The organism is Streptomyces sp. NPDC047108, assembly GCF_040643575.1.
Classification (GTDB): Bacteria; Actinomycetota; Actinomycetes; order Streptomycetales; family Streptomycetaceae; genus Streptomyces.
The window spans coordinates 515,873-530,879 of record NZ_JBEYUP010000003.1 but is presented as its reverse complement, the minus strand read 5'-3'; the positions used below and the strand labels follow the sequence as shown (position 1 = coordinate 530,879).

Here is a 15,007-nt window from a genome sequence, read left to right as displayed (position 1 = left end):
AGCGTACCCAGATCGAAGGCTGGTGAGTACGTCCACTTGGCCGTCATACGGCCGTAACCACTCGTCCGCCAGCAGATCCCAGGTACACGACCGGTTCTCGATCAACTCCGGTTCTTTCAAGAGGTGTAGCCATGATTACTCTCGGCCGACAGGAACGCCAGCCATGATCGGCGGAGAGTGACATTCCTCTTGATCGTCCGAATTCGGGGAAGGTGGCACTGGGTGCCACCCTTTGGAAAGTGCACCCCATCGAAAGGCGCTCATCTGAGCAGGCCCTCTATCAGGGGTGGCGAGAATCACGCCTTTGATGTACCCCGAATCTCAGCCAGTGGACACATCCGCATACGAAATCGCTCAGATGAGCAGCCCAGTGTGGCACTCCCGGCCCGCACCCTTCGCCGTGATACGGACACACGGAGTGACTTCCTCCGCTCGGAGTCCGACGAAGGGCAGGCTTGACCGATGACAGGACACCATCTTCTGGTGCATGACGGAACATTCGCCGTCGTCACGGACACCGGTGACATCACCGGGACCCGGGACGCCTCACCCCAGGGGCTCTTCTCCCGCGACGCCCGCCACCTCAGCCGCTGGCAGCTCACCCTGGAAGGCCGTACGCCCGAACTGCTCGTCGCCGCCGGCCAGGCCGGACCCGACCGGCCACTGGCCGCCGTCCTCACACCGCCGGGCAGCGAGCACGAGCCGCCCGCCTACACGGTCTTCCGCGAGCAGGCGGTCGCCGATCGCTCGCTGGCCGACCGCATCCGGCTGACCAGCAACCGCCCGCTCCCCACGGTCGCCCGCATCTCCCTGACCGTCGACGCCGACTTCGCCGACCAGTTCGAGCTGCGCACCGATCACCGCGCGTACGACAAGACCGACGCGGTCCGCACCGCGGAGGCCCTGCCGGACGGCGTCGCACTCGGCTACGAGCGTCCCGCCCCCGGCGGCGAGCCCGAGTGGCACTCCCGGACCGTGATCACGACCGTCCCGCCGCCGGACGAGGTGACCCATCCCGCCAGCGGTACGGCCCGCACCCTGGAGTGGCGCGTCGTCCTCCCGCCGCACGGCAGCGGCGAGATCGTCCTCCAGGCGTGCGCGCTGCCCTCCGGTACGGACACCGAGCCGCCGCGTCTGCGGACCCCCGCGACCGCGGTCGCCGGACTCGCCCGCGAGAACGCCGCGTTCACCGCCACCGGCCCCCGCCCGCGCGATGTCATCGGCTGGCCCGAACTGGCCCGCGCCTGCGAGCAGGGCCTGGCCGACCTCGCGGGACTGCGCGTCCCTGCGGACGGCCCCGGCGGGGAGCCGCTGCGCGTACCCGCGGCCGGAATCCCGTGGTATCTCGCCCTGTTCGGCCGCGACTCCCTCTTCACCTCGCTGTTCACGCTGCCCTACCGGCCCGCCCTCGCCTCCGCCACCCTCTCGGCGCTCGCCGCCGCGCAGGGCACCGGCTACGACGCTCCCCCGGGCCCCGGCCCCGGGCGCCACCACCGCGACGAGGAGTGCCGCCCCCGGCACGAGCAGCCCGGCCGTATCCCGCACGAGATCCGCCACGGCGAACTGGCGCACTTCCGCCAGGTCCCGTACGGGCGGTACTACGGCGCAGTCGACTCCACCCCGCTCTTCCTCACCCTCCTCCACGCCTACACGGACCGGACGGGCGACGACGCCCTCGCCCACCGCCTGGAGCCGCACGCGCGGGCGGCCGCGGAGTGGATGTTCCGTGACGGCGGGCTGACCGAGCGCGGCTGGCTCGTCTACGCCGACGCCACGGGCGGCGCGGGCGGCGACCAGAGCTGGCGGGACTCGCCCGGCGCGATCTGCTTCAGCGACGGCACCCCCGCCCAGGGCCCCATCGCGATCGCCGGGGCCCAGGGCTACGCGTACGACGCCCTCGTCCGTACGGCCGCGCTCGCCCGCAAGACCTGGGACGACGCGGGGCTCGCCGACCGGCTGGAGGAGGCCGCGGCCGAACTGGGCCACCGCTTCCACCGCGAGTTCTGGATGCCCGAGCACGGCTTCCCTGCCCTCGCCCTCGACGGCAACGGCCGCCGGGTCGACGTGCTGGCGTCGGAGGCCGGGCATCTGCTGTGGTCCGGGATCCTGGACGCCGAACACGGCGAACGGGTCGGGCGCAGGCTGCTGGAAGGGGACTTCTTCTCGGGCTGGGGGATCCGCACCCTCGCCGCCGGCCAGGTCCCGTTCCACCCGCTGTCCTGGCACCGCGGCTCGATCTGGCCGCACGACAACGCGCTCACCGTGCTCGGACTCGTCCGGTACGGGCTCACCGAGCAGGCGCTCGTGGTGATCCGCGCGCTCGTCGAGGCGGCGGTCGTGCACGACTGGCGGCTGCCGGAACTCATGGCCGGCTACGGGCGGGACGAGCACCCGACGCCCGTGCCGTATCCCCACTCGTGCTCACCGCAGGCTTGGGCGGCCGCGACCCCGCTGGCCCTGATGAGCGCCCTGACGCCGGGCCAGACCTGACGGTGCCGGGCCGCGGGGAGCACCTGGCGGGGACGCTCAGCCGCCGCTGGTGTCGAGCTCCGCGTCCGTGCCCACCGCGTCGCAGGCGTACGGGTCGTCGAGCCAGCCGTCCGGCAGGACCACGCGGTTCCTGCCGGACGTACGGCCGCGGGGGCCGTCGGCGCCGGCCGGCCAGGGCTGGTCGAGGTCCAGTTCGCCGAGCAGCGCGTCCAGTTCGTCGAGGGAGGAGGTCACGGCGAGCTTCTTGCGCATCTCGGAGCCGATCGCGAAGCCCTTGGTGTACCAGGCGACGTGCTTGCGGAAGTCGATGACACCGCGCGCCTCGTCCTCCAGCCACTCCCCCAGGAGCTGGGCGTGGCGCAGCATGACCACCGCGACCTCCTTCAGCGTCGGCGCCGCGGAGTCGCCGGTGCCGTCGAAGGCGGAGACGAGGTCGCCGAAGAGCCACGGCCGGCCGAGGCAGCCGCGCCCGACGACCACCCCGTCGCAGCCGGTCTCGCGCATCATCCGCAGCGCGTCCTCGGCGGACCAGATGTCGCCGTTGCCCAGCACCGGGATCTCGGGAACGGCCTCCTTGAGCCGGGCGATGGCCGACCAGTCGGCCGTACCGCCGTAGTGCTGTGCGGCCGTGCGTCCGTGCAGGGCGATGGCGGTGACGCCCTCCTCGACGGCGGTCCGCCCGGCGTCCAGGTAGGTCAGGTGGTCGTCGTCGATGCCCTTGCGCATCTTCATGGTCACGGGCAGCGACCCGGCGCTGGAGACGGCCGCGCGCAGGATCGCCCGCAGCAGGTTCCGCTTGTACGGCAGGGCGGAGCCGCCGCCCTTGCGGGTGACCTTGGGCACGGGGCAGCCGAAGTTGAGGTCGATGTGGTCGGCCAGGTCCTCGTCCGCGATCATGCGGACGGCGCGGCCCACGGTGTCCGGGTCGACGCCGTAGAGCTGGATGGAGCGCGGCTTCTCGGTCCCGTCGAAGTGGATCAGCCGCATGGTCTTGGCGTCCCGCTCGACCAGGGCCCGGGTCGTGATCATCTCGCTGACGAACAGCCCCTTGCCGCCGCTGAATTCGCGGCACAGGGTGCGGAACGGCGCATTGGTGATCCCGGCCATCGGGGCCAGGACCACCGGCGGCTGCACCGTGTGCGGGCCGATCTGCAGCTCGGTCACGGGAGGGCATCCTTCGGGAGGCGTACGAACGGGGGACGACCCCCCATTGTCCCGCATGCCCGGCGAGGGTCGTCACCCCTGCCGGGACGTCGGTGCTTGTACGGTTCAACCATGTCGGAACTCAGCCACCGCCGGCGGCTGCTCGTGCTGGGTATCTGCTGCATGAGCCTGCTGATCGTCAGCCTCGACAACACCGTGCTCAATGTCGCGCTGCCCTCCATGCGCGAGGACCTGCACGCCTCCCTCTCGGGCCTGCAGTGGACCATCGACGCCTACACCGTGGTCCTGGCGTCCCTGCTGATGCTCGCGGGCTCCACCGCCGACCGGATCGGCCGGCGGAAGGTCTTCCAGGCCGGGCTCGTGATCTTCACCGTCGGGTCGCTGCTGTGCAGCCTCGCGCCGACGCTGGAGTGGCTGGTCGCGTTCCGGATGCTGCAGGCCGTCGGCGGCGCGATGCTCAACCCCGTGGCGATGTCGATCATCACCAACGTCTTCACGGAGCCGCGGGACCGGGCGCGGGCCATCGGTGTGTGGGGCGGGGTCGTCGGCATCAGCATGGCGGCCGGGCCGCTGATCGGTGGTGTGCTGGTGGAGTCGGTCGGGTGGCGCTCGATCTTCTGGATAAACCTTCCGGTCGGGATCGCGGCCCTGCTGCTCACGGCCCGCTACGTACCGGAGTCCCGGGCTCCCCGCCCCCGGCGCTTCGACCCCGTCGGGCAGCTCCTGGTGATCGTGCTGCTGGGCTGCGTGACGTACGCGATCATCGAGGCCCCGGTGGCCGGGCCCGGCTCGCCGCTGATCCTCACCTGCGCCGGGGCGGCCGCGGTGGCTCTGGTGGCGCTGGTGCTGTACGAGCCGCGGCGCGAGGAGCCCCTGATCGATCTGCGGTTCTTCGGCAGCGCGCCGTTCAGCGGCGCCACGGTGATCGCGGTGAGCGCCTTCGCCGCGCTGAGCGGCTTCCTGTTCGTCAACACCCTCTATCTGCAGGAGATCCGGGGTCTGTCCCCGCTGGGCGCGGGGGTGTGGATGCTGCCCATGGCGGCGATGACCCTCGTCTGGGCGCCGGTCTCGGGGCGGCTCGTCGCGAGCCGCGGGCCGCGTCTGCCGCTGCTGATCGCCGGGGTCACGATGGCGGCCAGCGGGGTGCTGTTCGCCGGGTTCGACGCCGAGGCGTCCGTGCCTCTGCTGTTCACCGGCTACGTACTCTTCGGTCTCGGCTTCGGCCTGGTCAACGCCCCGATCACCAACACCGCCGTGTCCGGCATGCCGCGCGCCCAGGCGGGCGTGGCGGCCGCCGTGGCGTCGACGAGCCGGCAGGTGGGGGCGACGCTCGGGGTGGCGGTGATCGGTGCGGTGCTGGCGGCGGGTGTGCACGGCACGGGCGACGTGGACGGGTTCGCCGCCGCCAGCCGCGGCGCGTGGTGGATCATCGCGGGCTGCGGGGTGTCCGTCCTGATCGTGGGTGCGGCGACGACCGGTTCGTGGGCGGCCCGTACGGCGTCACGCACCGCGGCCCGGCTGGATCCGGAGGCGGCGGAGCAGCGCCCGGAGTCCGCGCGGACGTGAAGCGGATCGGAGCGGGCTCGCACCTGAGCGGCGGGCTCGCCCGGGCAAGGTCCGCTCAGGCCGGGCCGCTCAGGCCGGGGCTTCCGCTCGGGCCGGGGTTTCCGCTCGGGCCGGGCCGCTCAGGCCGGGGTTTCCGCTCGGGCGGTGGCTTCGGCGTGCGGAGCCCGCTCACCGTCCGCGGCGGCACGCGGTGCCACCTCGTCCTCCAGCGCGAGCGACAACAGCCGCGCGAGACGCTCACCGGTCTCGGCGTCCGCCGGGATGTAGGTCACGAGCCGCGGGCCGTGGCGCGGACCGAGCCACAGATCGGTGTGCTCGAGGTGCAGCAGCCCGACGTCGGCGTTCCGGAACCGCTTCGTCCGGCTGCCGACCGTACGCACCACCTCGTGCCGCTCCCACAGCTCCCGGAACTCCGCGGAGCTCTGCCGCAGCCGCTTGAGCATCGCCTTCCAGGCCGGCTCGGCGATGTGCTCGGCCATAGAGGCGCGGAACTTGGCCGCCATCAGGCGGATCCCCTCGTCCCGGTCCACCATCGCGGCCTGCCACTCGGGGCTGTTGAACGCCAGCCACATGCAGTTCCGGTCCTGGAACGGGAGGCTGTCGAGGTCGCAGAGCAGACGGCCGTACGTGCGGTTGTACGCGAGGATGTCGTACCGGCTGTTCTGGACGCAGGCCGGGTACGGCTCCAGCTGCTCCAGCATCAGCCGCACGGACGGCGGGACGCCCGTGCACTCGCTGCCCACGGCCGGGTCGGTGGCACCGGCGAGGGCGAAGAGGTGGCTGCGCTCGCTCGGGTCGAGCTGGAGCGCGCGGGCGAGGGCGTCGAGGACCTGGACGGAGACGTGGATGTCCCGCGCCTGTTCCAACCACGTGTACCAGGTGACGCCGACAGCGGAGAGGTGTGCGACCTCCTCGCGCCGCAGCCCGGGCGTCCGGCGGCGCCGGCCGCGGGGCAGCCCGACCTGCTCGGGGGTGATCCGCTCGCGGCGGCTGCGGAGGAACGCGGCCAGCTCACCGCGGCGTACGGTGTCGGCTCCGCGTGCCGCCTCGGCGGTGCCCGGGGCTCCGGGCGCACCCGGGGCGGCAGGGTTCCCCGCGGCGGCGGGGACGGCTGAGGACGGCTGCGCGGTGAGGGTCATGACTCCAGCTTGCTCCGTCGCTCAGCCGGTTGCCAGGTAGTGCGGGTACCAGGACAAAGGGACTCTGGTACCCGTCTGGGAGCGGACGCATCGTCGAGGGCGTGACCGAATCGACGACACGCCCCGACCCCACTCCCCCGCCACCGCTCAGCAGGACGGCCTCGCGGGCCGAGACCCTTCCGCGCGTCCGTCACCCGGGAGACCCGGAGGGGCGGGCGCGGACCGTCACCGGCGGTGCACCCGCACTCGGTCCGCTCGGGCTCGTCGCCGTGCTCCTGGGCGCCGCTCTCCCCCTGATCGACTTCTTCATCGTCAACGTGGCCCTGCCCTCCATCGACCGTGAACTCGGCGCGGGCCCCACGATGCTGGAGCTGGTCGTCGCGGGCTACGGCGTGGCGTACGCCGTCCTGCTCGTGCTCGGCGGCCGGCTGGGCGACATGGCAGGGCGGCGCAGGCTGTTCCTCGTCGGCATGGCGGCCTTCGGCCTCACTTCCCTGGCGTGCGGGCTCGCGCCGGAGGCCGGGACTCTGGTCGCGGCCCGGGTGGCGCAGGGCGCCTCGGCGGCGCTGATGCTGCCGCAGGTGCTGGCCACCATCCACGCCACCACGACGGGGCGGCGGCGCGCGCGGGCACTGAGCCTGTACGGAGCGACGGCGGGCCTGTCGATGGTCGCCGGGCAGATCCTGGGCGGTGTGCTGGTGTCGGCGGACATCGCGGGCACCGGCTGGCGTGCGGTCTTCCTCGTCAATGTCCCGGTGGCGCTCGCGGGTCTGGCGCTCGCGGCGCGTACGGTCCCGGAGACCCGATCGGAACGGCCCGCCCCGGTCGACGGCCCCGGCACCGTCCTGCTGGCCCTCTCCCTTGCGGCGCTGCTGATGCCGCTGACGGAGGGCCGCGCCGCGGGCTGGCCCCTGTGGACCTGGGTGTCCCTGGCCGCCTTCCCGTTCCTGGCGGGGGCGTTCTGGGCGGTGGAGCGCCGCGCCGACCGGCAGGGGCGTACGCCGCTGGTTCCGCCGAGCCTGTTCGCGCTGACGGGGCTGCGGCGGGGTCTGGGGATGGTGCTGCCGTTCTCGATCGGCTTCGGCGGCTTCATGTTCGTCATGGCGGTCGCCCTCCAGCAGGGGCTGCGGCTGAGCCCCGTGGACGCGGGGATCGCCCTGGTCCCGATGGCGGTGGCGTTCTTCGCTGCGTCGCTGATGGGCCCCCGTCTGGTCGGCCGCCACGGAAGCCGGATCGTGACGGTGGGCGGGCTGATCCAGGCGGCGGGGCTGGCGCTGCTGATCACGGCGGCGCTGCGGGACGGGGACGGCCTGGGCTTCTGGCAGTTGCTGCCAGGGATGGCACTGGCGGGCTTCGGACAGGGGCTGCAGATCCCGGTGCTGTTCCGGATCGTGCTGGCGGACGTGCCGGGCGAGCAGGCCGGGGTGGGCGCCGGCGTCATGGTCACCACGCAGCAGTCCAGCCTGGCTCTGGGGGTGGCGACGCTGGGGACGCTGTTCCTGGCCCTGAGCGGGCCGATGGGGATGCGGGACGCCTTGGCGGCCACGCTGGGCGTGCAGTTGGCGGCGGTGGGGCTGACCGTGGTGATGAGCCTGCGGTTGCCGCGCACGGTGAGGTGAGCCGCCGCACGGCAGGTGCGGACATCCATGGAATGACAGATATTGAAATCTGTCATTCCATGTGTCACGCTGTCGGAGTACCGCCCGCCACAGGTTGATGAAGGAGCCCACCGTGCAGAACCGCACCCTCGGAACGAACGGACCGCAGGTCTCCGCGCTCGGCCTCGGCTGCATGGGCATGTCCGCCCTCTACGGCGACGCCGACGAGAAGGAGTCGATCGCCACGATCCATGCCGCGCTCGACGCGGGCGTCACCCTGCTCGACACCGGCGACTTCTACGGCATGGGGCACAACGAGATGCTGATCGGCCGGGCCCTCGCCCGGAGCGCGCAGGGTCGCGAACGGGCCGTCGTCAGCGTCAAGTTCGGCGCTCTGCGCGACACGGAGGGCGGCTGGTCCGGGTACGACGGCCGCCCGGCCGCCGTCAAGAACTTCCTCGCCTACTCACTCCGGCGCCTGGGCACCGACCACATCGACATCTACCGCATCGCGCGCGTCGACCCGGATGTGCCGGTCGAGGAGACCGTCGGAGCCATCGCGGAGGCGGTCGAGGCCGGGCACGTGCGCCACATCGGGCTGTCCGAGGTCGGCTCGGGCACCCTCCGTCGCGCGGCCGCGGTCGCCCCGGTCTCCGACCTCCAGATCGAGTACTCGCTCATCTCCCGCGGCATCGAGGACGACATCCTGCCGACCTGCCGCGAACTGGGCATCGGCGTCACGGCGTACGGCGTGCTCTCGCGCGGTCTGATCAGCGGTCACTGGAGCCGCGACCGCCACCTGGCCGCCAACGACTTCCGCGGTATGAGCCCGCGCTTCAGCGGCGACAATCTCGACCGCAACCTCGATCTGGTCGAAGCCCTGCGCAAGATCGCCGAGGACCGCGGCGCCACGGTCGCCCAGGCCGCGATCGCCTGGGTGCTCGCGCAGGGCCCGGACATCGTCCCCCTGGTGGGTGCCCGCCGCCGCGACCGGCTGACCGAGGCCCTCGGCGCGCTGGACCTGACCCTCGACGCCGGCGATCTGGAGGCCATCGAGGCGGCAGTCCCCGCCGGTGCCGCGGCGGGCGACCGCTACCCTGCCTCCCAGATGGCTCACCTCGACAGCGAGAAGCAGGCGCGGGGGTGATGGACGCAGGACGCCCGGTCCACCGGGCCGGACGACGGAGAGAGGCCACGGGGATCCGATGCCGCCGGAGACGCTGACCCCAGCCCGCATCCTCGAAGTCACCGAGGACGTGCTCCGCCGCTACGGCCCGGCCAAGGCCACGGTGGTCGATGTCGCCCGGGCCCTGGGCGTCAGTCACGGCAGCGTCTACCGCCACTTCCCGAGCAAGGCCGCCCTGCGCGAGGCCGTCACCGAGCGCTGGCTGGACCGCACGTCCGAGGCGCTGGCCTCGACGGCGACCGGAGCCGGTCCGGCGGAGACGCGGCTCGAGCACTGGCTGTCCGAACTCTTCGCCGCCAAACGGCACAAGGCGGGTGACGACCCCGAACTCTTCGCCACCTACATGGTGTTGATCGGCGAGAGCAGCTCCGTGGTGGAGCGCCACATCGCCGACCTGGTCGACCAGCTCGCGCGCATCCTCCAGGACGGGCACGAACAAGGCGCGTTCCGGGCCCCGGACGACGACTACGCGACCGAGGCGCGGGCGGTCTTCGACGCCACGAACCGCTTCCACGACCCGGCGTACGCCGCGGAGTGGGCGTCGCCGGAGATCACAGGTGCCTACGAGGCGGTCACGGCCCTGGTCCTCCGCGGCCTCAGACCGTAGCCGGCGCCCGGCCGGTGACACCGGTCCGCATCTGCCGGAAGGGCGGCATCCCCCCTGCCTGCGAACCCCGGCCGTAGCCGCGGCCTGCCCACCTTCCCGTGTGGCCTCCGACCGGAGCAGCCGTCCCCGGGCCCGTCTCTCGCCGCAACGCGCGGACCCTGAGCCCCGGCCTCGGTGATCTCACGGTCTGCCCGGCCGGGCGGCGACCGGTGAGCCCGGAGGTCCCACCCGCAGGGCGTAGAGGACCGCCCCGCACATCGCAGAGGACCGCCCCGCACATCGCAGAGGGCCGCCCCCGTACACGACGACGGTGCCGGGCCCGTCGGAACGGGCCCGGCACCGTGTCGTCGAACGACCGCTGCCGCGGCGGGTTTCAGCAGCCGAGCAGGCGGCCGCCCAGGTACGACTGGACCTGGTCCAGCGACACGCGCTCCTGCTTCATCGTGTCCCGCTCGCGCACTGTCACGGCGTTGTCGTCGAGCGTGTCGAAGTCGACCGTGACGCAGAACGGCGTGCCGATCTCGTCCTGGCGGCGGTAGCGGCGCCCGATCGCACCTGCGTCGTCGAACTCGATGTTCCAGTGCTTGCGCAGGTCCGCCGCCAGCCCCTTCGCCTTCGGCGAGAGCTGCGGGTTGCGGGACAGCGGCAGCACCGCGACCTTCACCGGCGCCAGGCGCGGGTCGAGCCGCATGACCGTGCGCTTCTCCATCACGCCCTTGGCGTTCGGCGCCTCGTCCTCGGAGTAGGCGTCGAGCATGAAGGCGAGCATGGCGCGGTTGACACCGGCCGCCGGCTCGATGACGTACGGGGTCCAGCGCTCGCCGGCCTCCTGGTCGAAGTACGACAGGTCCTGGCCGGACGCCTTGGAGTGCGCGGTGAGGTCGAAGTCCGTACGGTTCGCGACACCCTCCAGCTCGGAGAACTCGGTGCCGCCGAAGTTGAAGCGGTACTCGATGTCAGCCGTGCGCTTGGAGTAGTGGGAGAGCTTCTCCTTCGGGTGGTCGTACCACCGGATGTTGGCCTCCTGGAGGCCCAGGTCGCGGTACCAGTTCCAGCGCTCCTGCATCCAGTACTCGTGCCACGTCTCGTCCTCGCCCGGCTTGACGAAGAACTCCATCTCCATCTGCTCGAACTCGCGGGTGCGGAAGATGAAGTTGCCGGGCGTGATCTCGTTGCGGAACGACTTGCCCATCTGCGCGATGCCGAACGGCGGCTTCTTGCGCGAAGTCTGCTGCACCGCCGCGAAGTTGGTGAAGATACCCTGCGCCGTCTCCGGTCGGAGATAGGCGACCGAGCCGGAGTCCTGCGTCGGACCGAGGTGCGTGGCGAGCAGACCGGAGAACTGCTTGGGCTCGGTGAAGGCGCCCTTGTTGCCGCAGTGGGGGCAGTTGACGTCCGAGAGACCGTTCCCCGGCATGTGGCCGTGCTTGGCCTCGTACGCCTCCTCCAGGTGGTCCGCGCGGAACCGCTTGTGGCAGGAGGTGCACTCGGTGAGCGGGTCCGTGAAGGTGGCGACGTGGCCGGACGCCTCCCAGACCTCGCGGGCCAGGATCACGGACGAGTCGAGACCGACGACGTCGTCGCGCGAGGTGACCATGGCGCGCCACCACTGGCGCTTGATGTTCTCCTTGAGCTCGACGCCCAGCGGCCCGTAATCCCAGGCGGCTCGCTGACCACCGTAGATCTCACTGCACGGGTAGACGAAGCCACGGCGCTTGCTCAGGCTGACGATGGTGTCGATCTTGTCGGCGGCCACGGTGCTCTCTTCATACGACGAAGCGGTGATGGTGGGTTCCGCCGGGATCCTGCCCAGCGAATACCTCAGATTACCGGCGGGCGCACCCCTCACACCAAATCGGGGGGCACGGAACCGTACCCGGGTGAGATGCGGGAAATCACCGGGTGATCCGGGTCCGACCGGATCCTTGTTGACAACCGTTTCCACCTTTGTTGAAAATGACTGTCATGAACGTACGCCGCCGCCTCATACGCACCGCCGCTGCCGCAGGGGCGGTCACCGTCGGGCTCACCACCCTCACCGGCTGCCCGCCCACGGGCTCCGCGGACGGCCGCAGCGACGACGGCAGGCTGGCCGTGGTGGCGTCGTTCTACCCGATGGAATTTCTCGTGAGGACGATCGGCGGACGCCACGTCAGCGTCTCCGACCTCACCGAGCCAGGCGTCGAACCGCACGACCTGGAGGTCAGCCCCCGCCAGACCGCCGAGCTGAGCGACGCCGGACTGGTCGTGTATCTCGGGGGCCCGCAGCCCGCGGTGGACGAGGCCATCGAGGTCGCCGAGGTGAAGAACAAGGTCGACGCCGCCGACCTCACCCACCTCGAGAGCCACGGCACGTCGTCCGGCCACGACCACGGCGAGGAGCACGGCCACGGCGAGGAGGACCACGCCGAGGAGCAGGGCCACGCCGAGGAAGGCCACGGCGAGGAGGGCCACGACCACGGCGGCGAGGACGCGGCGGCCGATCCCCACGTCTGGCTCGACCCGGTGAAGTACGCGGAGATCGCCCGGGGCGTGGGCAAGGCCCTGGAGAAGGCCGACCCCGAGCACGCCGCCACCTACAGCCGCAACACCGACGCCCTGGTCGCACGGCTCGACCGGCTGGACACCGCGTTCAAGGACGGTCTGAAGGACCGCACCACCGACACCTTCATCACCACCCACTCCGCCTTCGGCTACCTCGCCGAGCGGTACGGCCTGCACCAGGAGGGCATCTCGGGCATCGACCCCGAGTCCGAGCCCAGCCCGGCCCGCATGAAGGAACTGCAGGCCACCGCCCGGAAGGAGAAGGTCAGCACCATCTTCTTCGAGACGATCGCCAGCGACCGGACGGCCAGGACCCTCGCGGGCGACACCGGACTGCGCACCGATGTGCTCGATCCGGTCGAGGGCATCACCGACGAATCCCAAGGCCGTGACTACGTCCAGGTCATGCAGGCCAACCTCAGGAATCTTCAGAAGGCCCTCGCGGCCCAGTGACGCACGCGATGGAGGCACGGCACATGGAGAAGCCGGTCATATCCCTCAGCAAGGCCACCGCCTCGCTCGGCGCCCGGCCCGTCCTGCGCGGGATCGACCTCGCCGTGGAGCACGGCGAGGTCGTCGCGCTGCTGGGCGCCAACGGCTCCGGCAAGTCGACCGCCGTACGGGCCGTGGTCGGGCAGGTGCCGCTCACCGGCGGCGACCTGACCCTGTTCGGCACACCCCTTCGCCGCTTCCGCGACTGGGCGCGCATCGGCTACGTACCGCAGCGCACCACCGCCGCGAGCGGTGTGCCCGCGACGGTGCGCGAGGTCGTCTCTGCGGGCCGCCTGTCCCGTACGCGGCTGGGTGCGATCCGCAAGGCCGACCGGGAGGCGGTGCAGCGGGCCCTGGAGCTGGTGGGCATGGCCCATCGCGCCAAGGACTCCGTGAACGCCCTGTCGGGCGGCCAGCACCAGCGGGTGCTCATCGCCCGCGCCCTCGCCACCGAGCCCGATCTGCTGATCATGGACGAGCCGATGGCGGGCGTGGACCACGAGAGCCAGCAGGTGCTGGCCGACACCCTGCGCGAGCAGGTCGCCGGCGGCGCCACGGTGCTCCTCGTCCTCCATGAACTCGGCCCGCTGGAGCCGCTCATCGACCGCGCTGTGGTGCTGCGCGACGGCTGCGTGGTCCACGACGGGCCGCCGCCTGAGGCCGTCGGCCAGCACGCACTGCCCGGCCACGACCACGTCCATCCGCACGCGGGCGAGGCCGCCGAACCGATCAGAACGGGACTGCTGACGTGATCGACCTCCTCGGCTACGCATTCATGCAGCGGGCGCTGCTGGCCGCCGTCCTCGTCGGCATCACCGCGCCCGCGGTCGGCATCTACCTCGTCCAGCGCCGCCAGGCGATCATGGGCGACGGCATCGGCCACGTCGCGCTGACCGGCGTCGCACTCGGCTTCCTGACCGGCACGAACCCGATCTGGACCGCCATCGCCGTCACCGTGCTCGGCGCCGTCGTGATGGAGCTGATCCGCTGGTACGGCAAGGCCCGCGGCGACCTCGCCCTGGCGATGCTCTTCTACGGCGGGATGGCGGGCGGCGTCCTGCTGATCAACCTGGCGCCGAACGGCTCCAACGCGAACCTCACGACCTTCCTGTGGGGTTCGATCACCACGGTCTCGGCGGAGGACCTGACGGCGATCTGCGTCCTGGCGGCCTTCGTCGCGGCGGTCGCGCTGGGCCTTCGGCGGCAGCTCTTCGCCGTCTGCCAGGACGAGGAGTTCGCGCGCGTCACCGGGCTGCCCGTACGGCTGCTGAACCTGCTGCTGGCCGTCACCGCCGCCCTCACCGTCACCGTCGCCATGCGGGTCGTCGGCCTGCTGCTGGTGAGCGCGCTGATGGTGGTGCCGGTCGCCGCCGCACAGCAGGCGACCCGCGGCTTCGCCATGACGCTGGTGGCCGCGATCGGCATCGGCGTCGCCGTCAGCCTGTCCGGCACCGTGTACTCCTTTTACGTGGACGTGCCGCCCGGCGCGAGCATCGTCGTCCTGGCCATCGCCGTCTTCGCGGTGATCACCGCGCTCGCGACCCCCCTGGCGAAACGCCGGGCCCGCCGGGCCGCCGCCGCGTACGAGGAACAGTGCACCCTGGAGGCAGGGGGTACGAATCCGCCCGGGGACGACGTGAAGGTGTAGGCGCTGTCGCACTCGCAAACTGGCACAATGGCCAGTCGTACGAGTGGACGGCGAGCAGAGGAGGCAACGGTGTCGACCGCGGGGAGCAGTGGAACGAGCACACCCCCGCCGGTGCGAGGCCGGTCGACCCGGCAGCGCGCCGCGGTGGCGGCGGCCCTCGACGAGGTCACCGAGTTCCGCAGCGCCCAGGAGCTGCACGACATGCTCAAGCACCGGGGCGACTCGGTCGGTCTGACCACCGTCTACCGCACACTGCAGTCGCTCGCGGACGCGGGCGAGGTCGACGTCCTGCGCACCAGCGACGGCGAGTCCGTCTACCGCCGCTGCAGCACCGACGACCACCACCACCATCTGGTGTGCCGCAGCTGCGGCAAGGCGGTCGAGGTGGAAGGCCCCGCCGTGGAGAAGTGGGCCGACCAGATCGCGGCGGACAACGGCTTCGTGGACGTGGCGCACACGATCGAGATCTTCGGCACGTGCGGGGCCTGCGCGGCCAAGGCCGCACAGGCGTAAGCCGTCACCCCCGCCGCCACTCCGCCACGGCCACTCCCGCCGTCCCCCTGACCCCTGCAC

At 71.8% G+C, this 15,007-nt stretch carries 12 protein-coding genes; 9 read left to right on the top strand and 3 right to left on the bottom strand.

From position 1 onward, the window contains the following. The first annotated feature begins 462 nt into the window (after window positions 1–462). Window positions 463–2,490, top strand: a complete 2,028-nt coding sequence (locus ABZ822_RS10495) for a glycogen debranching N-terminal domain-containing protein (protein WP_360850022.1) — start codon at window positions 463–465, stop codon at window positions 2,488–2,490. A 36-nt stretch (window positions 2,491–2,526) separates the two neighbouring features. Here the strand turns inward: ABZ822_RS10495 and dusB are convergent, their stop codons facing one another. Then, window positions 2,527–3,711, bottom strand: coding sequence for a tRNA dihydrouridine synthase DusB (dusB, locus tag ABZ822_RS10490; RefSeq protein WP_360850019.1), 1,185 nt, complete (start codon window positions 3,709–3,711; stop codon window positions 2,527–2,529). 54 nt (window positions 3,712–3,765) lie between these two features. Between dusB and ABZ822_RS10485 the strand changes: the two genes are divergently transcribed. Continuing rightward, window positions 3,766–5,220 carry an MFS transporter gene (locus tag ABZ822_RS10485; protein WP_360850016.1) on the top strand — a complete coding sequence of 485 codons (1,455 nt, stop codon included), beginning with the start codon at window positions 3,766–3,768 and terminating at the stop codon, window positions 5,218–5,220. Between the two features lie 119 nt (window positions 5,221–5,339). Here ABZ822_RS10485 and ABZ822_RS10480 read toward each other — a convergent pair whose 3' ends face one another. Then, complete coding sequence (locus ABZ822_RS10480; protein ID WP_360850013.1) at window positions 5,340–6,359, bottom strand: helix-turn-helix transcriptional regulator; 1,020 nt, start codon at window positions 6,357–6,359, stop codon at window positions 5,340–5,342. A 269-nt stretch (window positions 6,360–6,628) separates the two neighbouring features. Here ABZ822_RS10480 and ABZ822_RS10475 point away from each other — a divergent pair, with 269 nt between their 5' ends. The 3 genes from ABZ822_RS10475 (at window position 6,629) to ABZ822_RS10465 (ending at window position 9,750) form a co-directional block, all read left to right on the top strand. Next, window positions 6,629–7,978, top strand: a complete 1,350-nt coding sequence (locus ABZ822_RS10475; protein ID WP_360850484.1) for an MFS transporter — start codon at window positions 6,629–6,631, stop codon at window positions 7,976–7,978. A gap of 112 nt (window positions 7,979–8,090) precedes the next feature. Further along, window positions 8,091–9,104 (top strand): aldo/keto reductase, encoded by a 1,014-nt coding sequence (locus ABZ822_RS10470; protein ID WP_360850010.1) that lies wholly within the window; start codon window positions 8,091–8,093, stop codon window positions 9,102–9,104. 58 nt (window positions 9,105–9,162) lie between these two features. Next, window positions 9,163–9,750 (top strand): TetR family transcriptional regulator, encoded by a 588-nt coding sequence (locus tag ABZ822_RS10465; protein ID WP_360850007.1) that lies wholly within the window; start codon window positions 9,163–9,165, stop codon window positions 9,748–9,750. A 373-nt stretch (window positions 9,751–10,123) separates the two neighbouring features. Here the strand turns inward: ABZ822_RS10465 and ABZ822_RS10460 are convergent, their stop codons facing one another. Next, window positions 10,124–11,506, bottom strand: coding sequence for a glycine--tRNA ligase (locus ABZ822_RS10460; RefSeq protein ID WP_360850004.1), 1,383 nt, complete (start codon window positions 11,504–11,506; stop codon window positions 10,124–10,126). A gap of 209 nt (window positions 11,507–11,715) precedes the next feature. On the opposite strand from ABZ822_RS10460, the gene ABZ822_RS10455 reads away from it, so the two are divergent. The 4 genes from ABZ822_RS10455 (at window position 11,716) to ABZ822_RS10440 (ending at window position 14,947) form a co-directional block, all read left to right on the top strand. Further along, complete coding sequence (locus ABZ822_RS10455) at window positions 11,716–12,747, top strand: metal ABC transporter substrate-binding protein (RefSeq protein ID WP_360850001.1); 1,032 nt, start codon at window positions 11,716–11,718, stop codon at window positions 12,745–12,747. A 23-nt stretch (window positions 12,748–12,770) separates the two neighbouring features. Beyond that, window positions 12,771–13,538 carry a metal ABC transporter ATP-binding protein gene (locus ABZ822_RS10450; RefSeq protein WP_360849998.1) on the top strand — a complete coding sequence of 256 codons (768 nt, stop codon included), beginning with the start codon at window positions 12,771–12,773 and terminating at the stop codon, window positions 13,536–13,538. Then, the gene (locus tag ABZ822_RS10445) at window positions 13,535–14,434 is read left to right on the top strand and encodes a metal ABC transporter permease (RefSeq protein WP_360849995.1); all 900 of its coding nucleotides are present in this window, start codon (window positions 13,535–13,537) and stop codon (window positions 14,432–14,434) included. The genes ABZ822_RS10450 and ABZ822_RS10445 overlap by 4 nt, the downstream gene beginning before the upstream one ends. A gap of 69 nt (window positions 14,435–14,503) precedes the next feature. Further along, window positions 14,504–14,947: a transcriptional repressor gene (locus ABZ822_RS10440; protein WP_360849992.1), complete on the top strand. Its 444-nt coding sequence runs from the start codon at window positions 14,504–14,506 to the stop codon at window positions 14,945–14,947. Window positions 14,948–15,007: the final 60 nt, after the last annotated feature.